24 protein-coding genes and 1 riboswitch are annotated in these 23,829 nt (G+C 50.1%); of the genes, 13 read left to right on the top strand and 11 right to left on the bottom strand.

Annotation, left to right across the window (positions count from 1 at the left end; all coding sequences use genetic code 11):
* The coding region (locus EQY_RS0102340; protein ID WP_000295078.1) for a TonB-dependent siderophore receptor at nt 1-1,227 on the top strand (1,227 nt) is incomplete at its 5' end.
* 62 nt (nt 1,228-1,289) lie between these two features.
* Here EQY_RS0102340 and parE read toward each other — a convergent pair.
* Genes parE through nudF form a run of 5 tightly spaced genes read right to left on the bottom strand, consistent with a single transcriptional unit; the run spans nt 1,290 to nt 5,696 of the window.
* Complete coding sequence (gene parE / locus EQY_RS0102335; protein WP_000195277.1) at nt 1,290-3,182, bottom strand: DNA topoisomerase IV subunit B; 1,893 nt, start codon at nt 3,180-3,182, stop codon at nt 1,290-1,292.
* Nucleotides 3,183-3,210: 28 nt separating this feature from the next.
* Entirely contained in the window at nt 3,211-3,792 is a 582-nt protein-coding gene (gene yqiA, locus EQY_RS0102330) for an esterase YqiA (RefSeq protein ID WP_000105733.1), read from the bottom strand.
* Nucleotides 3,792-4,619 carry a 3',5'-cyclic-AMP phosphodiesterase gene (gene cpdA / locus EQY_RS0102325; protein ID WP_000444758.1) on the bottom strand — a complete coding sequence of 276 codons (828 nt, stop codon included), beginning with the start codon at nt 4,617-4,619 and terminating at the stop codon, nt 3,792-3,794. The genes yqiA and cpdA overlap by 1 nt, the downstream gene beginning before the upstream one ends.
* A 24-nt stretch (nt 4,620-4,643) precedes the next feature.
* A complete protein-coding gene (locus tag EQY_RS0102320; protein ID WP_000833387.1) occupies nt 4,644-5,066 on the bottom strand; it encodes a DUF1249 family protein in 423 nt (140 codons plus the stop codon).
* A complete protein-coding gene (nudF, locus tag EQY_RS0102315; RefSeq protein ID WP_000917117.1) occupies nt 5,067-5,696 on the bottom strand; it encodes an ADP-ribose diphosphatase in 630 nt (209 codons plus the stop codon).
* Nucleotides 5,697-5,901: 205 nt separating this feature from the next.
* Between nudF and tolC the strand changes: the two genes are divergently transcribed.
* From tolC to dsbI, 6 genes are all read left to right on the top strand, one after another.
* A complete protein-coding gene (gene tolC / locus EQY_RS0102310; RefSeq protein ID WP_000735300.1) occupies nt 5,902-7,383 on the top strand; it encodes an outer membrane channel protein TolC in 1,482 nt (493 codons plus the stop codon).
* 147 nt (nt 7,384-7,530) lie between these two features.
* Nucleotides 7,531-8,202, top strand: coding sequence for a DUF1190 family protein (locus tag EQY_RS0102300; protein WP_000831543.1), 672 nt, complete (start codon nt 7,531-7,533; stop codon nt 8,200-8,202).
* Nucleotides 8,203-8,207: 5 nt separating this feature from the next.
* Nucleotides 8,208-9,368, top strand: a complete 1,161-nt coding sequence (locus EQY_RS0102295; RefSeq protein ID WP_000442852.1) for a glutathionylspermidine synthase family protein — start codon at nt 8,208-8,210, stop codon at nt 9,366-9,368.
* A gap of 484 nt (nt 9,369-9,852) precedes the next feature.
* A complete protein-coding gene (assT, locus tag EQY_RS0102290; protein WP_000459858.1) occupies nt 9,853-11,649 on the top strand; it encodes an arylsulfate sulfotransferase AssT in 1,797 nt (598 codons plus the stop codon).
* Between the two features lie 18 nt (nt 11,650-11,667).
* Nucleotides 11,668-12,336, top strand: coding sequence for a thiol:disulfide interchange protein DsbA/DsbL (locus tag EQY_RS0102285; RefSeq protein ID WP_000040018.1), 669 nt, complete (start codon nt 11,668-11,670; stop codon nt 12,334-12,336).
* A 14-nt stretch (nt 12,337-12,350) separates the two neighbouring features.
* The gene (dsbI, locus tag EQY_RS0102280) at nt 12,351-13,022 is read left to right on the top strand and encodes a protein-disulfide oxidoreductase DsbI (RefSeq protein ID WP_000511509.1); all 672 of its coding nucleotides are present in this window, start codon (nt 12,351-12,353) and stop codon (nt 13,020-13,022) included.
* Nucleotides 13,023-13,070: 48 nt separating this feature from the next.
* Here dsbI and ygiD read toward each other — a convergent pair whose 3' ends face one another.
* Nucleotides 13,071-13,859, bottom strand: coding sequence for a 4,5-DOPA-extradiol-dioxygenase (gene ygiD / locus EQY_RS0102275; protein WP_024212369.1), 789 nt, complete (start codon nt 13,857-13,859; stop codon nt 13,071-13,073).
* 142 nt (nt 13,860-14,001) lie between these two features.
* On the opposite strand from ygiD, the gene EQY_RS27270 reads away from it, so the two are divergent.
* Entirely contained in the window at nt 14,002-14,346 is a 345-nt protein-coding gene (locus tag EQY_RS27270) for a ZIP family metal transporter (protein ID WP_367226823.1), read from the top strand.
* Entirely contained in the window at nt 14,267-14,761 is a 495-nt protein-coding gene (zupT, locus tag EQY_RS0102270; protein WP_263898417.1) for a zinc transporter ZupT, read from the top strand. The genes EQY_RS27270 and zupT overlap by 80 nt, the downstream gene beginning before the upstream one ends.
* Before the next feature lie 57 nt (nt 14,762-14,818).
* On the opposite strand, the gene yqiD is transcribed toward zupT, so the two are convergent.
* Entirely contained in the window at nt 14,819-14,989 is a 171-nt protein-coding gene (yqiD, locus tag EQY_RS26470) for a protein YqiD (protein WP_000469260.1), read from the bottom strand.
* A gap of 263 nt (nt 14,990-15,252) precedes the next feature.
* The gene (ribB, locus tag EQY_RS0102260; RefSeq protein ID WP_001076999.1) at nt 15,253-15,906 is read right to left on the bottom strand and encodes a 3,4-dihydroxy-2-butanone-4-phosphate synthase; all 654 of its coding nucleotides are present in this window, start codon (nt 15,904-15,906) and stop codon (nt 15,253-15,255) included.
* A 103-nt stretch (nt 15,907-16,009) separates the two neighbouring features.
* A riboswitch (FMN riboswitch) is annotated at nt 16,010-16,179 on the bottom strand.
* Between the two features lie 121 nt (nt 16,180-16,300).
* Here ribB and ubiK point away from each other — a divergent pair.
* Nucleotides 16,301-16,600, top strand: a complete 300-nt coding sequence (ubiK, locus tag EQY_RS0102255; protein WP_010347865.1) for a ubiquinone biosynthesis accessory factor UbiK — start codon at nt 16,301-16,303, stop codon at nt 16,598-16,600.
* 34 nt (nt 16,601-16,634) lie between these two features.
* Here the strand turns inward: ubiK and glgS are convergent, their stop codons facing one another.
* Entirely contained in the window at nt 16,635-16,835 is a 201-nt protein-coding gene (gene glgS / locus EQY_RS0102250) for a cell surface composition regulator GlgS (protein WP_010348753.1), read from the bottom strand.
* A 266-nt stretch (nt 16,836-17,101) separates the two neighbouring features.
* On the opposite strand from glgS, the gene EQY_RS0102245 reads away from it, so the two are divergent.
* The 3 genes from EQY_RS0102245 to ibsE all read left to right on the top strand — a co-directional run bounded on the left by EQY_RS0102245 (nt 17,102) and on the right by ibsE (nt 19,717).
* On the top strand, nt 17,102-17,731 hold the full coding sequence (locus tag EQY_RS0102245) for an OB-fold-containig protein (protein ID WP_000599919.1): 630 nt from the start codon (nt 17,102-17,104) through the stop codon (nt 17,729-17,731).
* Between the two features lie 26 nt (nt 17,732-17,757).
* On the top strand, nt 17,758-19,419 hold the full coding sequence (locus EQY_RS0102240) for a flotillin family protein (protein ID WP_000341010.1): 1,662 nt from the start codon (nt 17,758-17,760) through the stop codon (nt 19,417-19,419).
* A gap of 238 nt (nt 19,420-19,657) precedes the next feature.
* Nucleotides 19,658-19,717, top strand: a complete 60-nt coding sequence (gene ibsE, locus EQY_RS26040; protein ID WP_001387082.1) for a type I toxin-antitoxin system Ibs family toxin — start codon at nt 19,658-19,660, stop codon at nt 19,715-19,717.
* Between the two features lie 119 nt (nt 19,718-19,836).
* Here the strand turns inward: ibsE and hldE are convergent, their stop codons facing one another.
* Together hldE and glnE are read right to left on the bottom strand one after the other, a co-directional pair.
* Nucleotides 19,837-21,270 (bottom strand): bifunctional D-glycero-beta-D-manno-heptose-7-phosphate kinase/D-glycero-beta-D-manno-heptose 1-phosphate adenylyltransferase HldE, encoded by a 1,434-nt coding sequence (gene hldE / locus EQY_RS0102230; protein WP_000869176.1) that lies wholly within the window; start codon nt 21,268-21,270, stop codon nt 19,837-19,839.
* Between the two features lie 47 nt (nt 21,271-21,317).
* A partial coding sequence (glnE, locus tag EQY_RS0102225) for a bifunctional [glutamate--ammonia ligase]-adenylyl-L-tyrosine phosphorylase/[glutamate--ammonia-ligase] adenylyltransferase (protein WP_000316113.1) occupies nt 21,318-23,829 on the bottom strand: 2,512 nt, incomplete at its 5' end.

Here is a 23,829-nt window from a genome sequence, read left to right as displayed (position 1 = left end):
AATAGCCAGTGGACAGCGCGCTTTGATTACAGCTACAGCCAGGATAAATACAGCGATAATCAAGCTCGCGTTACCGCGTATGATGCAACGACAGGAACACTGACACGGCGTGTTGATGCAACTCAGGGATCTACCCAGCGTATGCATTCTACTCGTGCGGATCTGCAAGGGAATGTTGATATTGCTGGATTCTATAATGAAATTTTGAGTGGGGTGTCATATGAATATTATGATCTTCTGCGCACAGATATGATTCGCTGTAAAAACGCTAAAGATTTCAATATTTATAATCCTGTTTATGGCAATACCAGCAAATGCACAACGGTCTCGGCGTCGGACAGCGATCAGACGATCAAACAGGAGAGCTACTCAGCGTACGCACAGGACGCACTCTATCTGACCGATAACTGGATTGCCGTCGCCGGGATCCGCTATCAGTATTACACACAGTATGCGGGTAAAGGCCGCCCTTTTAATGTCAATACTGACAGTCGCGATGAACAATGGACTCCCAAACTGGGGTTGGTCTACAAACTGACGCCATCGGTATCCTTATTTGCTAATTATTCGCAAACATTTATGCCGCAATCGTCAATTGCCAGCTACATTGGCGATCTTCCACCGGAATCATCTAATGCTTACGAAGTCGGGGCAAAATTCGAGCTGTTCGATGGTATAACCGCAGATATTGCGCTGTTTGATATCCATAAACGTAACGTCTTGTATACCGAAAGTATTGGTGACGAAACCATCGCCAAAACGGCAGGCCGAGTTCGTTCAAGAGGGGTAGAGGTCGACCTTGCGGGAGCATTAACTGAAAATATTAATATAATTGCCAGCTACGGCTATACCGATGCTAAGGTTCTGGATGATCCTGATTATGCAGGAAAACCATTGCCGAATGTTCCTCGTCATACCGGTTCGCTATTCCTGACCTATGACATTCACAACATGCCAGGCAATAACACACTGACGTTTGGCAGTGGCGGACATGGCGTAAGCCGTCGTTCGGCAACCAATGGGGCTGACTATTATCTGCCAGGCTATTTCGTTGCCGATGCCTTCGCCGCATACAAAATGAAATTGCAGTATCCGGTCACTCTGCAATTAAACGTCAAAAACCTGTTTGATAAAACGTATTACACCTCTTCCATCGCCACAAATAATCTGGGCAACCAGATTGGCGATCCTCGTGAAGTGCAATTCACGGTGAAAATGGAGTTTTGATAAAAAAGCCCGGTATACGATTGTATACCGGGCTATGTTTTATTCTCCTGACGGGAGGATTATCAGACCTCAATCTCCGCCATATCGCCTTTCTCTTGCAACCAGTTACGGCGGTCTTCCGAGCGTTTCTTCGCCAGCAGCATGTCCATCATCGCGTCAGTACGCTGATCGTCTTCATCATCAATGGTTAACTGCACCAGACGGCGAGTATTCGGATCAAGCGTAGTTTCGCGCAATTGCATCGGGTTCATTTCCCCCAGCCCTTTAAAACGCTGAACGTTCGGCTTGCCTTTCTTGCGTTTTAATTGCTCAAGTACGCCCTCTTTCTCTTCTTCTGTCAGCGCGTAATAGACCTCTTTACCCAGATCAATACGGTAGAGCGGTGGCAGAGCAACGTAAACGTGACCATGTTTCACTAGCGTGCGGAAGTGTTTTACAAACAGCGCGCAGAGCAGCGTGGCAATGTGCAGGCCATCGGAGTCCGCATCCGCGAGGATACAGATCTTGCCGTAACGTAGCTGGCTAAGATCATCGCTGTCAGGATCAATACCGATCGCAACCGAAATATCGTGCACTTCCTGCGAGGCCAGTACTTCATCGGAAGAGACTTCCCAGGTGTTAAGGATCTTACCTTTCAACGGCATGATCGCCTGATATTCACGATCGCGCGCCTGCTTGGCGGATCCGCCTGCGGAGTCCCCTTCCACGAGGAACAGTTCGGTACGGTTAAGATCCTGCGCAGTACAGTCAGCCAGTTTGCCAGGCAGCGCCGGGCCGCTGGTCAGCTTTTTACGTACCACTTTTTTGGCGGCACGCATACGACGCTGGGCGCTGGAAATCGCCATCTCAGCAAGTAGTTCCGCCGCCTGGACGTTCTGGTTCAGCCACAGGGTGAAGGCATCTTTAACCACGCCAGAAACGAATGCCGCACATTGACGCGAAGAGAGACGCTCTTTGGTCTGCCCGGCAAACTGCGGATCCTGCATTTTTACTGACAACACATATGCGCAGCGATCCCAGATATCTTCCGCCGACAGTTTCACGCCGCGCGGCAGAATGTTGCGGTATTCGCAAAACTCACGCATCGCATCCAGCAAGCCCTGACGCAGACCGTTAACGTGCGTACCGCCCTGCATCGTTGGGATCAGGTTGACGTAGCTTTCGGTCAGCAGTTCACCGCCTTCCGGTAGCCACAGTAGCGCCCAGTCAACCGCTTCAGTATCGCCAGCGAAATTACCGATAAACGGTTTTTCCGGCAGTGTCGGTAAACCGTTTACCGCTTCCGCCAGGTAATCGTTCAGACCGTCCTGATAGCACCAGCGTTGCTCAGTGTTGTTGATCTCATCTTTAAAGGTGATCTCAACGCCGGGGCACAGTACTGCTTTGGCTTTCAGTACATGTGTAAGCCGGGAAACAGAAAAGCGCGGGCTGTCAAAGAAGGTTTCATCCGGCCAGAAGTGCACGCTGGTGCCGGTATTGCGTTTACCGCAAGTGCCGACGACCTGCAAATCCTGTACCTTTTCGCCATTTTCAAACGCGATGTTATAAATCTGGCCATCGCGGCGCACGTTGACTTCTACGCGCTTCGACAAGGCGTTAACCACCGAAATCCCCACGCCATGCAGGCCGCCAGAGAACTGGTAATTTTTGTTAGAGAATTTACCGCCTGCGTGCAGACGGCAAAGAATCAGTTCAACCGCCGGTACACCCTCTTCAGGGTGAATATCCACCGGCATCCCGCGACCATCGTCAATCACTTCTAACGACTGGTCAGCATGTAAAATTACATCCACGCGTTTTGCGTGACCCGCCAGTGCTTCATCGACACTGTTATCAATAACTTCTTGCCCCAAATGGTTAGGGCGAGTGGTATCGGTATACATCCCCGGACGGCGGCGAACCGGCTCAAGCCCGGTGAGTACCTCAATGGCATCAGCGTTATAAGTTTGCGTCATGGTTTAAGTTAGCAATTCGAGTTGATCGTCAGAGATGGTGCAGACCAAGAAAATCGACGATCGGGTTGAAATAATCTTCGAAGCCCGTGAATGCGTGGTTGCCGCCTTCTATTACAGTCTGGCGGCAGGAAGCGTAGTACGCCACCGCCTGGCGGTAATCCAGCACTTCATCTCCCGTCTGTTGCAGCAGCCAGATAAGATCCGGCGCTTCCAGCGGGTCAATCTGCATGACTTTGAGATCGTAAATATGGCGTGACTCTAGCACATATTGCTGCCCGGTGTAGGGGTTCTCGTTCTGACCGAGATAGTCTGTTAGCAATTCAAACGGGCGCACCGCCGGGTTTACCACCACTGCGGGCAGCATAAAACATTGCGACAACCAGGTGGCGTAGTAACCCCCCAGTGATGAACCGACGATACCCAGCGAATCGCCGCCATGTTCCAGGACAATGGATTCCAGCAGTTCTGCCGCATCGGAAGGATACGGCGGCAACTGCGGAATAATCATCTCAACGTCAGGGTGATGTTCCGCCAGCCAGTTTTTCAACAAGCTCGCTTTTGCAGAACGCGGCGAGCTGTTGAAACCGTGTAAATAAAGAAGCGTAGACATCAGTAACCTTCTGAAGCGGTATCAGGTTGGAAACGCGTGTCCGCAAGGCGGTGCACTTCGGTAGTCAGCGTGCCATCAGCATGTAACTCCAGCGTACGCCAGCCGGGAGCAATGGTGTCCAGCGTGAAGTTGGAACAGTGTGGTTTAAATTGTACACAGGTCGACGGCGTTGCCATCAGGCGGCGCCCGTTCCAGTCGAGATCGAGTTCCTGATGAATATGACCACACAGCAGATATTTGACGTGCGGAAACTTCGCCAGCACATTATCCAGTTCACCTGCGTTACGCAGACTGTGTTGGTCGAGCCAGCTACAGCCTGCAGGCAGCGGATGATGGTGCAGTAGCAGCAACGTATGGCGCTCTGGCGCATCAGACAGCTTACGCTCCAGCCAATCAAGCTGAAACTCGCTCAATTCGCCGTGCGGTACGCCAAACACCTGGCTATCCAGCAGCAAGATTTGCCATTGCTCACCGATAAACACACGCTTCGCCGGGGAAATACCCGCATCCTGTAACGCGCTGTACATCGCAGGCTGGAAATCATGGTTTCCCGGCAGCCAGACGCAGGGCGCACGAAAGCTTGCGATGCCTTCCGCAAAGTGCAGATAGGCCGCAGCAGTTTGATCCTGCGCTAAATCACCTGTCGCGACAATCAGGTCGAATTCGTGCTGGTGTGGACGAATCGCCTCCAGCACAGCCTGGTAGCTCTCCCAGGTGTTTACCCCCAACAGGGCTTCGTGCTTTTGTGCAAACAGGTGAGTGTCGGTAATTTGTAAAATCCTGACTCTGGCCTCACCAGCCAGAGGAAGGGTTAACAGGCTTTCCAAATGGTGTCCTTAGGTTTCACGACGCTAATAAACCGGAATCGCCATCGCTCCATGTGCTAAACAGTATCGCAACCAATCCGCTAAAAACTGATTAATTTGATGCTTTTCGTCGCGTTGATGCAACTTTTTATTAGGATAATCATACCGCGCTTTGAAGCGAAAAATCTGCTGGCTTGAACACACTTCAGCCACCATCGCGTCATGATACAGACGCACCGTCATTGACGGAAGGCTCCAGTAACTGATCGCAGGCGCAGTCTGTTCTATTGTCACCAGGGTAGTGTATCGGGTCGATTCCACTATCGTTAGCCGATAATGTGCGTTTGCCACCTGATAGCTTATAGTTTCGCCGGGTGCATCATTGCGCGGTAACAAACGGCGCAATTGTGAAAAGTTCATCTCGCACAGGCGCATCATTTCAGGAAAGTCAGGTGTGTAACGCTTCATTTATGCCCACTCATTTTTTAACGCTTGATGATGCAGTTGCAGCCATTGCAAAGCGATGACTGACGCTGCGTTGTCGATTTTCCCCTCTTCTACCCACTGGTAGGCCTGTTCCCGGCTTACCACATGAACGCGAATATCTTCGTTTTCATCAGCCAGACCGTGAATACCGCTTGCGGTCGTGGCGTCCACTTCGCCCACCATAATTGACGAACGCTCACTGGTGCCGCCTGGGCTTGCCAGGAAACTTAACACCGGTTTGGTTCGTTTGACTATCAGCCCCGCCTCTTCAATCGCTTCGCGTCGGGCGACATCTTCCACACTTTCCCCCTCTTCAATCATCCCGGCAACCATTTCCAGTAGCCAGGGCGTTTCGCTGGTGTCATACGCGGCAATCCGTATCTGCTCAATCAACACGACTTCATCACGCACTGGGTCAAAGGGTAGCAAGACTGCGGCGTGACCGCGCTCAAAAATTTCTCTGCGGACTTCATGACTCATTTGCCCGTTGAATAGACGATGACGAAACCTATAAAGATCTAATGAAAAAAAGCCGCGATAAAGTGTTTCTCGTGCAATAATTTCTACATCGTTTTTGCCAAATGTAACGGGCAGGTTGTCTGGCTTAAGCATGGTTAATGTCCTGGCACTAATAGTGAATTAAATGTGAATTTCAGCGACGTTTGACTGCCGTTTGAGCAGTCATGTGTTAAATTGAGGCACATTAATGCCCTATGGCACGTAACGCCAACCTTTTGCGGTAGCGGCTTCTGCTAGAATCCGCAATAATTTTACAGTTTGATCAGCGCTAAATACTGCTTCACCACAAGGAATGCAAATGAAGAAATTGCTCCCCATTCTTATCGGCCTGAGCCTTTCTGGGTTCAGTACGTTGAGCCAGGCCGAGAACCTGATGCAAGTTTATCAGCAAGCACGCCTTAGTAACCCGGAATTGCGTAAGTCTGCCGCCGATCGTGATGCTGCCTTTGAAAAAATTAATGAAGCGCGCAGTCCATTACTGCCACAGCTAGGTTTAGGTGCAGATTACACCTATAGCAACGGCTACCGCGACGCGAACGGCATCAACTCTAACGCAACCAGTGCATCCCTGCAGTTGACTCAGTCCATTTTCGATATGTCGAAATGGCGGGCGCTGACCTTGCAGGAAAAGGCTGCCGGTATTCAGGACGTCACCTATCAGACCGATCAACAAACCTTGATCCTCAACACTGCGACCGCTTATTTCAACGTGTTGAATGCTATTGACGTGCTTTCCTATACCCAGGCGCAAAAAGAAGCGATCTACCGTCAGTTAGATCAAACCACCCAACGTTTTAACGTGGGTCTGGTGGCGATCACCGACGTGCAGAACGCCCGCGCACAGTACGATACCGTGCTGGCGAACGAAGTGACCGCACGTAACAACCTCGACAATGCCGTTGAACAACTGCGTCAGATCACCGGTAATTACTATCCGGAACTGGCGGCCCTGAATGTCGAAAACTTCAAAACCGACAAACCACAGCCGGTTAACGCGCTGCTGAAAGAAGCAGAAAAACGCAACCTGTCGCTGTTACAGGCACGTTTGAGCCAGGATCTGGCGCGCGAGCAAATTCGCCAGGCGCAGGATGGTCACTTACCGACGCTGGATTTAACGGCTTCTACCGGGATTTCTGACACCTCTTATAGCGGTTCGAAAACCCGTGGAGCGAACAGTGCCCAGTATGACGACAGCAATATGGGTCAGAACAAAGTGGGTCTGAGCTTCTCGCTGCCGATTTATCAGGGCGGGATGGTTAACTCGCAGGTGAAACAGGCACAGTACAACTTTGTCGGTGCCAGCGAACAACTGGAAAGCGCACACCGTAGCGTCGTGCAAACCGTGCGTTCCTCTTTCAACAACATTAATGCATCTATCAGTAGCATTAACGCTTACAAACAAGCCGTTGTTTCCGCCCAAAGCTCATTAGACGCGATGGAAGCGGGCTACTCGGTCGGTACGCGTACCATTGTTGATGTGTTGGACGCCACCACTACGCTGTACAACGCCAAACAAGAACTGGCAAATGCGCGTTATAACTACCTGATTAACCAGTTGAATATTAAATCAGCTCTGGGTACGTTGAACGAGCAGGATCTGCTGGCACTAAACAATGCGCTGAGCAAACCGGTTTCTACTAATCCGGAAAACGTTGCGCCGCCAACGCCAGAACAGAATGCTATTGCTGATGGCTATGCGCCTGATAGCCCGGCACCAGTTGTTCAGCAAACATCCGCACGCACTACCAACAGTAACGGTCATAACCCTTTCCGTAACTGATGACGACGACGGGGCTTCGGCCCCGTCTGAACGTAAGGCAACGTAAAGATACGGGTTATCTGCCGCATTCTTCCCCCTTCTCGCTTCAATTTCGACCAGCCATCCTCTATTCTGATGGGTATTTACCACTGGTCCCGGAAGACAAAAATGAAACGGACAAAATCCATACGCCACGCATCGTTCCGCAAAAACTGGAGCGCACGCCATCTGACACCTGTTGCTCTCGCGGTTGCCACTGTTTTTATGCTGGCAGGCTGTGAAAAGAGTGATGAAACAGTGTCTCTGTATCAAAATGCTGATGATTGTTCAGCGGCAAACCCAGGCAAAAGTGCAGAATGCACCACTGCGTACAATAATGCGCTGAAAGAAGCGGAACGTACTGCGCCGAAATACGCCACCCGTGAAGACTGTGTTGCTGAATTTGGCGAAGGTCAATGCCAGCAGGCACCTGCTCAGGCTGGCATGGCGCCAGAAAACCAGGCGCAGGCTCAGCAATCCAGCGGTAGCTTCTGGATGCCGCTGATGGCCGGTTACATGATGGGACGTCTGATGGGCGGCGGCGCGGGCTTTGCGCAACAACCGCTGTTCTCTTCGAAAAACCCGGCCAGCCCGGCTTACGGCAAATACACTGATGCCACCGGTAAAAACTATGGCGCAGCCCAGCCAGGCCGCACCATGACCGTACCGAAAACAGCCATGGCGCCGAAACCAGCCACCACCACCACCGTTACCCGTGGCGGCTTTGGTGAATCTGTTGCCAAACAAAGCACCATGCAGCGTAGCGCAACCGGCACTTCCTCTCGTTCAATGGGCGGCTGATACCGATGGAAAGAGTCAGTATTACCGAGCGCCCGGACTGGCGCGAGAAAGCTCACGAGTACGGTTTCAATTTCCATACCATGTACGGTGAGCCGTACTGGTGTGAAGATGCTTACTACAAATTGACCCTCGCCCAGGTTGAAAAGCTGGAAGAGGTCACCGCTGAACTACACCAGATGTGCCTGAAAGTGGTGGAAAAAGTGATCGCCAGCGACGAGCTGATGACCAAATTCCGCATTCCAAAACACACCTGGAGTTTTGTGCGTCAGTCATGGCTGACGCACCAGCCATCGCTTTATTCGCGTCTTGATCTGGCGTGGGATGGCACTGGCGAACCTAAACTTCTGGAAAATAACGCCGATACGCCAACGTCACTATACGAGGCGGCGTTCTTTCAGTGGATCTGGTTGGAAGATCAGCTTAACGCGGGCAACCTGCCGGAAGGCAGCGACCAGTTTAACAGTCTGCAAGAAAAGCTCATTGACCGTTTTGTCGAGTTGCGTGAGCAGTACGGCTTTCAGTTGCTGCATCTCACCTGCTGTCGCGACACAGTGGAAGATCGTGGCACCATTCAGTATTTGCAGGACTGCGCGACCGAAGCTGAAATCGCTACTGAATTCCTCTACATCGACGATATCGGTTTAGGCGAAAAAGGTCAGTTCACGGATTTGCAGGATCAGGTCATCGCTAACCTGTTCAAACTGTATCCGTGGGAATTTATGCTGCGCGAAATGTTCTCCACTAAACTTGAAGATGCTGGCGTGCGTTGGCTGGAACCGGCGTGGAAGAGCATTATCTCCAACAAGGCGCTTCTGCCGCTGCTGTGGGAGATGTTCCCGAATCACCCGAACCTGCTGCCCGCTTATTTTGCGGAAGATGATCATCCGCAAATGGAAAAATATGTGGTTAAACCGATCTTCTCCCGTGAAGGCGCAAACGTGTCGATCATTGAGAACGGTAAAACCATTGAAGCAGCGGAAGGTCCGTATGGCGAAGAAGGGATGATTGTTCAGCAATTCCATCCACTACCGAAATTTGGCGACAGTTATATGCTGATTGGAAGTTGGCTGGTGAACGATCAACCTGCCGGAATTGGGATTCGTGAAGACCGAGCATTAATCACCCAGGACATGTCACGGTTTTATCCGCATATTTTCGTTGAATAATACTGTTCAAAATTGCCCCGTTTACTGGGGCAATTTATTATAATCCGCAAATCATCACTCCCACCTATATATAATCAACTACATCTATCACCTTTATTTAACATTAATTCCTAATTTAATATTAGATCGTCATATGTAAGCGATATTGTAATTAAATTAACTAATAAAACCACATAGTAACTTGTTGTTTTATATGTTTATTTATAACTTTTATTGCACCAAAAATAGATTTAATAATTAAAAAACAATGTCGCTGGGATCACACTACACAATATTGAATATTGTTATTGATATATTGCCCCCCTAGTATCGACTAAAAGAAAATATTTGTTACAGAGAAATACAAAAATCTAAATCAAGTAAAAAAGTATTTATAACAACTATTAGAAATACAATTTCATTCATCAAATGAATTTATTAGCACCATCTCAACAGTCGATATTCATCATTATTATATATTTGCGTTATATAAGGAGATATATCCATGTTTGATAAATATAGAAAAACTCTGGTAGCCGGAGCTGTGGCGATAACTCTGGGTTTGTCAGCATCAGGGGTGATGGCAGCAGGTTTTAAACCTGCACCACCTGCCGGGCAACTCGGCGCAGTCATCGTTGATCCCTACGGTAATGCTCCTCTGACTGCTGTGGTTGATTTAGATAGCCATGTCATTTCTGACGTCAAAGTTACCGTCCACGGGAAAGGCGAAAAAGGCGTTGAAATCAGCTATCACGTGGGTCAGGAGTCACTAAAAACTTACGATGGTGTACCGATTTTTGGTCTTTACCAGAAATTTGCTAACAGAGTAACCGTTGAGTGGAAAGAAAACGGTAAGGCCATGAAAGATGATTACGTGGTGCAGACTTCCGCCATCGTCAATAATTACATGGATAACCGCTCCATCTCCGACCTACAGCAAACCAAAGTTGTTAAAGTCGCGCCAGGTTTTGAAGACCGCCTCTATCTGGTTAATACCCATACCTTTACTGCGCAAGGTTCCGACCTCCACTGGCATGGTGAGAAAGATAAAAATGCCGGGATCCTCGATGCGGGTCCGGCAACCGGCGCACTGCCTTTTGATATCGCGCCATTCACCTTTATCGTCGATACCGAAGGTGAATACCGCTGGTGGCTGGATCAAGACACCTTCTACGATGGTCGTGACCGCGATATCAACAAGCGTGGTTATCTGATGGGCATCCGCGAAACGCCACGCGGCACCTTTACCGCAGTACAGGGTCAGCACTGGTACGAGTTCGACATGATGGGTCAGGTGCTGGAAGATCATAAACTGCCGCGCGGATTCGCTGACGCCACTCATGAATCCATTGAGACGCCAAATGGCACGGTACTGTTGCGCGTAGGTAAGAGTAACTATCGTCGCGATGACGGCGTACACGTCACCACCATTCGTGACCATATCCTCGAAGTCGATAAATCTGGTCGCGTTGTCGATGTATGGGATCTGACGAAGATCCTCGATCCGAAACGCGATGCACTGCTCGGCGCGCTGGATGCAGGTGCAGTTTGCGTTAACGTTGACCTTGCCCATGCAGGACAACAGGCAAAACTGGAACCAGATACACCGTTTGGCGACGCTCTGGGTGTAGGGCCAGGCCGTAACTGGGCGCACGTTAATTCCATCGCTTATGACGCAAAAGATGACTCAATTATTCTCTCCTCTCGTCATCAGGGCGTAGTGAAGATTGGTCGTGATAAGCAAGTGAAATGGATCCTTGCGCCATCGAAAGGCTGGGAAAAACCACTGGCTAGCAAGCTGCTGAAACCAGTTGATGCTAACGGTAAACCTATTACGTGTAACGAAAACGGTCTGTGTGAAAACTCGGACTTCGATTTTACCTACACCCAACATACCGCCTGGATTTCCAGTAAAGGTACGCTCACTATCTTTGATAATGGCGACGGTCGCCATCTGGAACAACCTGCCTTACCAACCATGAAATATTCCCGCTTTGTGGAATATAAGATTGATGAGAAGAAAGGCACCGTTCAGCAAGTTTGGGAATACGGTAAAGAACGTGGCTACGATTTCTATAGCCCAATCACCTCTATCATTGAATATCAAGCCGACCGCAACACCATGTTTGGCTTCGGTGGTTCTATTCATTTGTTCGATGTCGGGCAGCCAACCGTCGGTAAGTTGAACGAAATAGATTACAAAACCAAAGAAGTGAAAGTGGAAATCGACGTGCTGTCTGATAAACCCAACCAGACTCACTATCGTGCGCTGTTAGTCCGTCCACAGCAGATGTTTAAATAATTAAGAAGGGAATAAAAAATGTCGAAATTAGGGATCTCATCACTGTTTAAAAGTGTACTGCTGACCGCAGCTCTGGCGGTTTCATTTACCGCATCTGCATTCACCGAAGGCACGGATTATATGGTTCTGGAAAAACCGATTCCAAACGCCGATAAAACGCTGATTAAAGTGTTCAGCTATGCCTGCCCGTTCTGCTACAAGTATGACAAAGCAGTGACTGGCCCTGTCTCTGAAAAAGTGAAAGATGTCGTTGCTTTCACGCCTTTTCATCTGGAAACCAAAGGTGAATACGGCAAACAAGCAAGCGAAGTCTTTGCGGTCTTGATAAATAAAGATAAAGCAGCAGGCATTTCCTTATTTGATGCTAACTCTCAGTTTAAGAAGGCCAAGTTTGCCTACTACGCGGCATATCACGACAAAAAAGAACGCTGGTCTGACGGCAAAGATCCCGCTGCCTTTATCAAAACCGGTCTGGATGCCGCAGGTATGAGCCAGGCGGATTTTGAAGCAGCACTGAAAGAGCCAGCGGTACAAGAAACACTGGAAAAATGGAAAGCATCTTATGAAGTTGCAAAAATCCAGGGTGTTCCGGCCTATGTCGTCAACGGTAAATATCTGATCTACACCAAGAGTATTAAATCCATTGATGCAATGGCAGACCTTATCCGTGAGTTAGCAAGCAAATAACAGGGAAACTGGCTATGGGTATTAAGGGAATGTGGAAAGACCTACGCACATCACCGGTGAACACGCTGGTCAAATGGCAGGAACAACGCTTTTTGTGGTTGTTAATGGCCGCTGCGATGGGCGCGCTGATTATCCTCGCGCACTCGTTCTTCCAAATCTATCTCTACATGGCACCATGCGAACAATGCGTTTACATTCGCTACGCCATGTTTGTAATGGTTATTGGAGGATTGGTTGCGGCGATCAACCCGAAGAATATCGTCCTTAAGTTGATTGGCTGCGTGATGGCATTTTACGGCAGCATTATGGGGCTGAAGTTTTCACTCAAACTGAACGATATCCACCATGCGGTGCATAACCCGGATCCCGATTCACTGTTTGGCGTACAGGGTTGCTCTACCGATCCCACTTTCCCCTTTAACCTGCCGCTTGCACAGTGGGCACCAAACTGGTTCAAACCGACCGGAGATTGTGGCTATGACGCGCCAATCGTTCCCGATGGCGTCACACTGAGCAGTATGCAGCAGTGGTTTGTAGAGATGTATCAGCAATCTGAAGGCTGGTATCTGCTACCGCCGTGGCACTTTATGAACATGGCACAGGCCTGTATGTTGGCTTTTGGTCTCTGTTTATTACTGCTGCTAGTGATGAGCGGCGCATGGGGACTCAAGCTGCTGCAAAAGTAAGGTAACGAGAACCGAAGCCAGCAATGTGGCTTCGGTTATTCTCATCTTTTAACCTACCTGCACCGACAACATGCTTAAACTGCCCATCTCTATACCATCAACCGGAACAGTCACCGGCTCCTGACCATCCCACGCACCTAACACATACAACAGTGGCAGAAAGTGTTCCGGTGTTGGATTCGATAACGCCCCACCTTCATGGTCGAGGTAGTTCACTAGTGGATGCTCTTCAACCGCCCCTTGCCACGTCAGATTCGCTTTCACATACTCATTGAACGACATCGCCCACGGGTACGGTGAACTATCGCCATGCCACTTCACCGTGCGCAGGTTATGCACCACGTTGCCACTGGCAACTAACATTATCCCTTCATCGCGCAGCGCCGCCAGCTTACGTCCCATTTCGAAATGCCAGGCGGTGGGTTTAGTACTGTCGATACTCAACTGCACCAGCGGGATGTCAGCGTCAGGATACATCTTAATCAGCACGCCCCAGGAACCGTGGTCAAAACCCCAGGCTTCTTTATCCAGGGTAACAGGTACTGGCGCCAGCAATTCGACCAGTCGCTGTGCCAAAGCAGGTGAACCCGGAGCCGGATAATGCGTTTCGTATAACGCCTGAGGAAAGCCGCCAAAGTCATGAATTGTCGGTGGCGTTTCCATTGCTGTTACTCCCGTGCCACGGGTAAACCAGTGCGCAGAAATAGCGACTATCGCTTTCGGGCGCGGCAATGTCTCGCCTAGCCGCTGCCAGGCCTGGGTATATAAATTATCTTCCAGCACGTTCATCGGGCTACCGTGACCTAAAAACAATGCTGGCATACGCGTTGAAGACATGATGATATCCTTAATTGAAGGTGTCATTTTGATATCCTCACAATACGCTTGTTCGGTGGGCGAAGAACCCAGATAACCATGATGATCATCATCAGTTATTTTGAAGCTCCACCTGAAGTTGAAGAATTATAAGGAGTTGTCGATGTCAGTACCTCTCATTCTGACCATACTGGCGGGGGCAGCCACGTTTATTGGCGCGTTTCTCGGCGTTCTTGGACAAAAACCCTCAAACCGACTGCTGGCGTTTTCGCTGGGATTTGCGGCGGGGATTATGTTGCTCATCTCATTAATGGAGATGCTTCCTGCCGCATTAGCCGCCGAAGGTATGTCGCCTGTGCTGGGCTACGGTATGTTTATCGTTGGTTTGCTGGGCTATTTTGGCCTGGACCGCACACCCGCAGGATTTAATGCAAAAATCAGTGCAGCCGCTACCAAAATCAATCAAGCGCACTGCTATTCTGCTCACTCTGGGTATCAGCCTGCATAACTTCCCGGAAGGGATTGCTACCTTTGTCACAGCAAGCAGTAACCTGGAGCTGGGCTTTGGTATCGCTCTGGCAGTGGCGTTGCATAATATTCCTGAAGGTCTGGCGGTTGCAGGCCCGGTTTACGCGGCAACGGGGTCTAAACGCACCGCAATTCTGTGGGCAGGGATTTCTGGACTGGCAGAGATTCTCGGTGGTGTTCTGGCGTGGTTAATCCTCGGTAGCATGATTTCTCCAGTGGTAATGGCAGCAATCATGGCGGCGGTTGCAGGTATTATGGTCGCACTTTCCGTTGATGAATTAATGCCATTGGCTAAAGAAATTGATCCCAATAATAACCCCAGCTATGGCGTTCTATGTGGAATGTCAGTGATGGGGTTCAGTTTAGTACTGCTACAAACGGCAGGAATTGGTTAAAAACGGCTTCAGATGTTGTCCGGCGCATGGACAACATCTGCAAACATCACAAAAGCCCTATTCCAGCTTTTCTGCTGCCTCTTCTCTCGCACTGTTTAAGTATTTGTTCCGCGCTTCCAGCAGTGCGTCTCTGTCCTGGCGGAACGCCCGACAATAACGTTTCAGATGCAGGAAATAACCCACCACAGCCAGCGCAATCAATACAATCCAGTACCAGGCGATAAACATCCTTTTTACCCTTAACATTTAACATTACTAAACATTTGGCGCATAAATTTCACATATCCTTTTTTGGATATATTCATATGGTCGCATAATAACGAAACAATTATATGATTTTGATCATAATGAAAAAGGTTGCCTGATATTAATGAAATTTTCTCATAGAAAGAGAAGCGGAATTAACATCTTGCATAATGAAGGCAAAATAAAAACCGAAGCCAGCAACAACTTCGGTTTCTTGATTAACGCGGTAAATTAAGCAGCGATTTTCAGCTGGCTTTACGCTCATGTGCCTGACGGTATGACACCAGATCTTCGATGGTAACCAGTGCCATATTGTGTTTATTCGCAAACTCGATGCACTCTGGCGCACGCGCCATGGTGCCATCATCATTCGTCAACTCACACAGTACACCTGCCGGTTTAAAGCCTGCCAGCGTCATCAGATCAATAGTCGCTTCAGTATGACCACCGCGAGTCAGTACACCACCTGCCTGCGCGCGAAGTGGGAAAACGTGGCCCGGACGATTCAGATCTGACGGTTTCGCGCCATCGGCAATAGCAGCACGAACGGTTGTAATACGATCAGCGGCAGAAACACCGGTAGTCACACCTTCAGCAGCTTCAATGGTCACGGTAAAACCGGTGCCATAGGCACTGGTGTTATTTTCCACCATCATCGGCAGATCAAGCTGTTTACGACGATCTTCGGTGATACACAGGCAAACAATACCGCTACCGTGGCGAATGGTCAGCGCCATCTGCTCAACGGTCATCGTTTCTGCCGGGAAGATCATATCGCCTTCGTTTTCACGGTCTTCATCATCAAGCACCATTACACCGCGTCCTTCACGCAGCGCAGCCAGTGCATTTTCAACACGTTCGAAAGGCGTACCAAAAGAGGAAAGTAGCGTCTGATTCATGGTAAAAAAACCTCACTAAAATTATGGTTACCAGAATCAGGGCAGTCTTAGGAGTGGCGGCTTATAGCCAAAATAACGTGAGCGGGTCCATGCCCGACAGAATCGTTACTCTCTCCCATCCGGACTTTAACCGTCGGCCCCGGAATTACACCGGATCTGCTGTCCTTTGAGTTTGCACCCAAAGCGCTCGCGGGCTTTCAACTATGTTCATAAGCAATGTTCATACGTTGATTTACCGCCGGTGGGGAATTTCGCCCCGCCCTGAGAATAAGCGGATTCACTATAACGCTAATGATTAGCGGCGGCAACGCATAGGTTCACATAATTCTGGTTTATGCCTTACCCTTATCGCACTACAATGGCACTTAACACCTATCAGTACAGGGAAACTACAATGATTGACCCGAAAAAAATTGAGCAAATCGCTCGCCAGGTTCACGAATCAATGCCTAAAGGAATCAGGGAGTTCGGGGAAGATGTGGAGAAAAAAATCCGCCAAACCCTCCAGGCGCAGCTGACGCGTCTCGATCTTGTGAGCCGTGAAGAATTCGACGTTCAGACGCAGGTTCTGTTACGGACCCGTGAGAAACTGGCGTTACTGGAACAGCGCATCAGTGAATTGGAAGCGCGCAATAACCCGGTAGCAGAAGTTCAGTCTCCTCCAGCTATCCCACCCGTTGATAAAGCAGAATAAAGCAACACAAAAACGGGCCAAATGGCCCGTAATATCAATGTTCTAATTCCAGTTCTTTTGACTGTGTCATCCGCTGGCAATACCAGGCATAGCGGGCGCAAAACCAGGTCCGATGTTCTTCATCCATATTACCGGTGACGGCCAGAATATCGACCGGGCGGCCTTCAGAATGCATTCTGGCAAAACTACGCGCCAGGAAATCGAAATTATTTAAAGAATTAAGACTATGATCCATAAGCACATCCTCCGGTTATCGCATACCTTTTAAGGCTATATGCTTTTTCTGATTTCAGTATTCCCTAATCAGTGTAGTGCCTTTAAACATAACGTGCGTAAATATATTGTTTAGGATCACACTTTTTCTAAAAATAAAAAATAACATTAAAGGACTTCTCCTTTTAAGAACTCACTAACATATGTTATTATTAGTCAGGGCAAATGTAAGCAAGGAAACCATACCATAATAAACAATGCGTCACTGAATGGACGATGGAGTGACTGATGATTTTATTTGCCGACTATAACGCACCTTATCTTTTCGCTATTTCCTTTGTACTATTAATCGGTCTGTTGGAAATTATTGCCATTATCTGTGGCCATATGCTCTCTGGCGCTCTTGATGCACATCTTGATCATTACGATTCCATAACCACAGGTAATATTAGTCAAGCGTTTCATTATCTCAATATCGGAAGGCTGCCAGCCCTCGTCGTCCTCTGCCTGTTAGCCGGTTTCTTTGGACTGCTTGGCGTTTTGCTACAGCACACCTGCATCTTGCTCTGGCAAGCCCCACTCTCGAATCTGTTCGTTGTTCCAGTCAGTTTACTGCTCACCATTATCATGGTGCATTATACCGGCAAGATAATTGCCCCCTGGGTTCCACGTGACCATAGCTCTGCTATTACCGAAGAAGAATATATTGGCTGCATGGCATTAATTACCGGTCATCAGGCAACTTCAGGTCACCCCTGTGAAGGAAAACTCACCGATCAATTCGGTCAAACACACTATTTATTACTGGAACCTGAAGAAGGTGATTTTTTTAATAAAGGTGACAAGGTGTTAATTATTTGCCGGCTTTCTTCAACGCGGTATTTAGCTGAAAAAAACCCCTGGCCAAATATATTATAAACATTTAATTAAAAGGAAATTTAGTAATGGATGATATTGTTAATTTAGTGCCTTCCTGGATGTTTATGGCGATTGTTGCCGTATGCGTTCTATTTATTATTGGTATTATTTTCGCGCGACTTTATCGTCGGGCATCTGCCGAGCAGGCATTTGTCCGTACCGGATTAGGCGGACAAAAAGTGGTTATGAGTGGCGGCGCAATTGTTATGCCGATCTTCCATGAAATAATCCCTATCAATATGAATACATTGAAACTGGAAGTCAGTCGCTCGACGATTGATAGTTTAATTACGAAAGATCGTATGCGTGTCGATGTCGTGGTCGCTTTCTTCGTGCGGGTAAAACCGTCGGTAGAAGGCATCGCCACCGCCGCTCAGACGTTAGGGCAACGAACCTTATCGCCGGAAGATTTACGGATGCTGGTCGAAGATAAATTCGTCGATGCTCTGCGTGCCACCGCAGCACAAATGACCATGCATGAGTTACAGGATACACGCGAAAACTTCGTTCAGGGGGTGCAAAATACCGTTGCAGAAGACTTGTCGAAAAACGGTCTGGAACTGGAAAGCGTGTCACTTACCAACTTTAACCAGACCTCTAAAGAACATTTTAATCCGAACAACGCCTTTGACGCCGAAGGTTTAACCAAGCTGACGCAGGAAACAGAACGCCGTCGCCGCGAGCGTAACGAAGTTGAACAGGATGTGGAAGTCGCAGTACGTGAGAAAAACCGTGATGCGCTGTCGCGGAAGCTGGAAATTGAACAGCAAGAAGCGTTTATGACACTTGAGCAGGAGCAGCAGGTTAAAACCCGCACCGCAGAGCAGAATGCGAAAATTGCGGCTTTTGAAGCTGAACGTCGTCGTGAAGCAGAGCAGACGCGTATTCTGGCTGAACGGCAAATTCAGGAAACAGAAATCGACCGCGAACAGGCCGTGCGCTCAAGAAAAGTTGAGGCCGAACGCGAAGTTCGCATTAAAGAAATCGAACAGCAGCAGGTCACCGAAATCGCCAACCAGACGAAATCGATCGCTATTGCGGCCAAATCGGAACAGCAGTCACAAGCGGAAGCGCGTGCCAACCTCGCACTTGCAGAAGCGGTAAGCGCCCAGCAAAACGTGGAAACAACCCGTCAGACCGCCGAAGCCGATCGTGCCAAGCAGGTTGCTCTGATTGCCGCAGCACAAGACGCGGAAACCAAAGCGGTCGAACTGACCGTCCGCGCGAAAGCTGAAAAAGAAGCCGCAGAGATGCAGGCGGCAGCAATCGTAGAGTTAGCTGAGGCAACACGTAAAAAAGGCCTGGCGGAAGCGGAAGCACAACGTGCATTGAACGACGCTATCAACGTACTTTCTGACGAACAAACCAGTCTTAAGTTCAAGCTGGCGCTGTTGCAGTCTCTTCCTGCAGTAATCGAGAAATCCGTAGAACCGATGAAGTCTATCGACGGTATTAAAATAATTCAGGTGGATGGACTGAATCGTGGAGGCGCTACGGGTGATGCGACATCAGGCTGCGTTGGTGGGGGTAATCTGGCAGAACAGGCGTTATCAGCCGCCCTTTCTTACCGCACACAGGCACCGCTTATTGACTCTCTCCTCAATGAAATCGGCGTTTCAGGCGGTTCGCTGGCGGCATTGACTTCACCATTGACTCCATCGATACCCATCGCAGATAACGTAGAGTAAATCTTCTTATATCCACATCCCTGGCTCAAAAAGCCGGGGATTTTTTATATCTGCGTTCCGCTAAAAAGTGCAAATGATCAGCTTGTTACAGCGTTTTGCGAGTCGACTCGGGGAAGGTAAAACTGCATCAGAAAAAGCATTGCGCGGGGTCTGCCGCTCATCAACAATCGGGGAGTCTGTAAGGGGCTGAAACGGGAAAGCCCCTCCCGAGGAAGGAGCCTTACAGAAGGAAAGGGTTATGATGAAGTTCGTCATCATACTGGTTGTGTTGTTACTGTTAAGTTTCCCGACTTACTAACAACTCATCAGAGGGGGGAGAAATCCTCCCTTACCCTTGTTCCTTTACTCTAGGTTGAAAAAACAACAGCGTCAATAGGCCTGCCAGGTACGAAACGAGATCTGTGAACCGCTTTCCGGTTAGCCTTTTTTATCCTGTTGGATCTTCTTGATGATATTGGTCGTCGAGCAACCGTCTTCAAAGTTGAGCACCAGCACTTCACCGCCGTTGGCCCAGACTTCTTCACTCCCGGCGATCTCTTCCGGTTTATAGTCGCCGCCTTTCACCAGCAGATCTGGCAAGATGCCGGCGATCAGGCGCTGCGGCGTGTCTTCTTCAAACGACACCACCCAGTCGACAGCTTCCAGTGCGCCCAGCACAATCATACGCTGTTCGAGCGGGTTAACCGGACGAGAATCCCCTTTCAGTCGTTTGGTGGAAGCATCGCTGTTCACTGCGACAATCAGGCGGTCACCCAGTTTGCGGGCGTTTGCCAGATAGGAGACATGCCCGGCATGGAGAATGTCGAAGACGCCGTTGGTCATCACCACTTTTTCGCCGCGTTTACGCGCCGCCGCTACAGCCAGCTTCAGTTCCTCTTCGGTCATCACGCCAAAGCCGGTGTCCGCACGTCCACGCACCGCGTTTTCCAGCTCAATGGGAGAAACCGTGGATGTCCCCAGTTTGCCGACCACTACGCCCGCCGCCGCATTGGCAAAGAAGCAAGCTTCTTCCAGCGAATTACCCGCCGCCAGCGTTGCCGCCAGTACGCCAATTACCGTGTCACCCGCACCGGTAACGTCATACACTTCCTGCGCCTGGGTTGGCATATGCAGCGGCGCTTTACCCGGTTGCAGCAGCGACATACCCTGCTCTGAACGGGTCACCAGCAGCGCAGAAAGTTCGTAATCGGCAATCAGTTTCATGCCACGTTCAACAATCTCTTCTTCGGTCTTACATTTACCGACAACGGCTTCAAATTCTGAGAGATTTGGCGTCAGCAGCGTAGCGCCACGGTAACGTTCAAAATCGGTGCCTTTTGGATCAATCAGCACCGGAACGCCCGCCTTACGCGCCAGTTGGATCATCTGCTGCACGCTTGCCAGCGCACCTTTGGCGTAGTCAGAAAGCACCAGCGCGCCAATCGAACTTAGCGCCTGATTAATCCGCTCATGCAGCGGCTGCGGATCAACACCTTCGAAACCTTCTTCGAAATCCAGGCGGATCAACTGTTGGTTACGGGAAAGCACCCGCAGTTTGGTGATGGTCGGATGCGTTGGCACAGAAACGAAGTCGCATTTTACGTTGACGTCCGCCAGTGATTTACTCAGCGCACGCGCCGCATCATCAATACCGGTCAACCCGACCAGGCGAGCGTTAGCACCAAGAGAAGCGATGTTCATCGCCACGTTGGCTGCGCCGCCCGGACGTTCTTCAATGGTATTAACTTTAACCACGGGCACCGGCGCTTCCGGCGAGATACGGCTGGTGGGACCGTACCAGTAACGATCCAGCATCACATCACCAACCACCATCACTCCTGCACGTTCAAACTCTGGCAGCGTTACTTTCATTCCTGTCTCCTGAGAGATTCAAAATTTGCGCGCGATAATATCACACTTCATTCCTCCACCAGCCACTTCTGCCAGCTTGCCCGCACCAGTTCACGCTCTGCGGTGAAGCACTCATCCGGCACATGACCCGGTAATTCCTGTAACGCCAGATGATGAAGTTCATCGCGCAGCGTCGTGTAAGCACGGGTCAGCGCCATCGCTTCCTGCTCTTCCATAATGTCGTTTTGCGCCAGCAGTTCCAGAATGCGCACGTTGTCTGACCAACGCGTTAACTTCGGTTTTTCATGAGCGTAGCGCAACACCAGATATTGAGTAATAAATTCGATATCGGTAATTCCGCCTTCATCGGCTTTGATATCAAAGCGATCGCGATGTTTATTGCCGAGATGAGCGCGCATTTTCTCACGCATTTCCCGTACTTCCGTTTGCAGAGTTTTACTTTCACGCGGCAGCATCATAATTTCCCGACGCACCGCGTCAAAGTGCGCAGTGAGCTGTGGATCGCCATATACCACACGCGCACGAACCAGTGCCTGATGTTCCCACGTCCAGGCCTCGCTTTTCTGATAATCGGCAAACGCTTCAGCGGATGTCACGAGCATTCCCGCCGCCCCGGACGGACGCAGCCGCGCATCCACTTCGTACAAAATGCCGGAAGAAGTACGCGTACTGAACAGATGCATAATGCGTTGCGCCAGACGCAGATAAAATTGCCGCCCGTCGATTTCCCGCTCGCCGTCGGTCATCACATCCATCGGGCAATCATGGAGGAAGATAAGGTCAAGATCGGAACTGTAACCTAACTCCCAGCCACCCAGCTTACCGTAGCCGACCACCGCAAAACCACGACCTTCGCGTTCGTTCAGGTGATTCGGTTTACCGTAGCGGGCGACCATTTGAACCCACGCCTGCTGAACGACAGCATCTATCATGGCTTCCGCCAGCCAGGTTAAGTGATCGCTCACTTTCATCACCGGTAGCGTACCGGCGATATCCGCTGCCGCAATGCGTAACAGTTGCGCCTGTTTAAACTGGCGTAGCGCCTCAAGCTGTTGTTCTTCGTCATCTTCCGGCACGCGCAGCAAATACTGGCGCAACTCATCACGGTAGGCATCGGTCGCCGTCGGTTGGTAGAGGGTATTTGGATCGAGCAGTTCATCCAGCAATAATGGATAACGCGCCAGTTGGCTGGCAATCATCGGCGATGCGGCACACAGAGAAATCAAATGCTTAAGTGCCGCCGGAAATTCACTAAGCAACTCAAGATAAGTGGTGCGAGTAACAATCCCCACCAACAAGGCGGTAATGCGCGACAGCGTGACAGCAGCGTCTTCACGCGCACAGACATCACTTAGCAGATATGGCATCAGATGGTCGAGCACCTGACGTCCTCTCGGCCCGATTGTGCGCTTATCCAGCTCTTTGCGGAAATCAGCAATCAGCGTCAGCACCTTTTTGCGATCATCTTCGCTAAGATGCGCCAGCACTGGCGTAGTGTCATCTTCCTGCAACGCATCCTGCCACAGCTCACGCCACTGTTCCGACAGCGACTCTTCCTGAGTTTCGCTTTCATCGTCGCCAATCAGTTCATTAAATACCCGGCGCACATTGGTCATATGTCCGGTCAACGCCCCGGTCAATTGCGACCAGTCAGCGAAGTCCATCGCCCACGCCAGCCGCGCACGGTTAAGCTCATCAGCGGGAAGCGTCTGGGTTTGTTCGTCGTTAATGCTTTGCAGCAGGTTTTCCAGACGCCGCAGGAACAGATATGCCATTCGCAATTGTTCGGCGTCATTTTCAGAAAGCAGATGCAGTACGGCAATGGCGCTGAGTGTCGGCAGTAAAGAGCGCGATTGCAGCGACGGTTCACGTCCGCCGCGAATGAGCTGGAACACCTGGACGATAAATTCAATTTCGCGAATACCGCCCGCGCCAAGTTTGATGTTGTCGGTCAAACCGCGTCGACGCACTTCACGGGCAATCATCCCTTTCATGTTGCGCAGCGACTGGATGACGCTGAAATCGATGTAACGGCGGAAAACAAACGGACGCAGCATCGCACGCAATTCGTTAGCATAGACGCCATCGCTATCGCCCATAATCCGCGCCTTGACCATCGCATAACGCTCCCAGTCGCGACCCTGCTCCTGGTAATAATCTTCCAGCGCCGCAAAACTTAACACCAGCGGGCCGCTTTCGCCAAACGGACGCAGACGCATATCCACGCGATAGACAAAACCATCTTGCGTCGGTTGATCCAACACTTTAATCAGCCGCTGGCCCATGCGGGTAAAGAACTGAGCGTTATCCAGTTCGCGGCGTCCGCCCTGCGTACAGCCATGTTCCGGCCAGGCAAAAATCAGATCGATATCTGAGGAGAAATTCAGTTCCCCACCGCCCAGCTTACCCATGCCTAAAATCAGCATCGGTTGCGCTTCGCCCTGCGTATTGCACGGCGTTCCCCACTCGCGGCAGCAGGCTTCATATAGCCAGTCACGCGCCGTGACAATCAGCGTCTCCGCCAGATGGCTGAGCTGCTGCAAAATGCTCTCTTCAGTC

This window comes from Escherichia sp. TW14182, from assembly GCF_000208525.1.
GTDB classification, from domain to species: Bacteria; Pseudomonadota; Gammaproteobacteria; order Enterobacterales; family Enterobacteriaceae; genus Escherichia; species Escherichia ruysiae.
The sequence above is the reverse complement of the archived record's forward strand: the minus strand, read 5'-3'. Positions and strand labels throughout refer to the sequence as shown.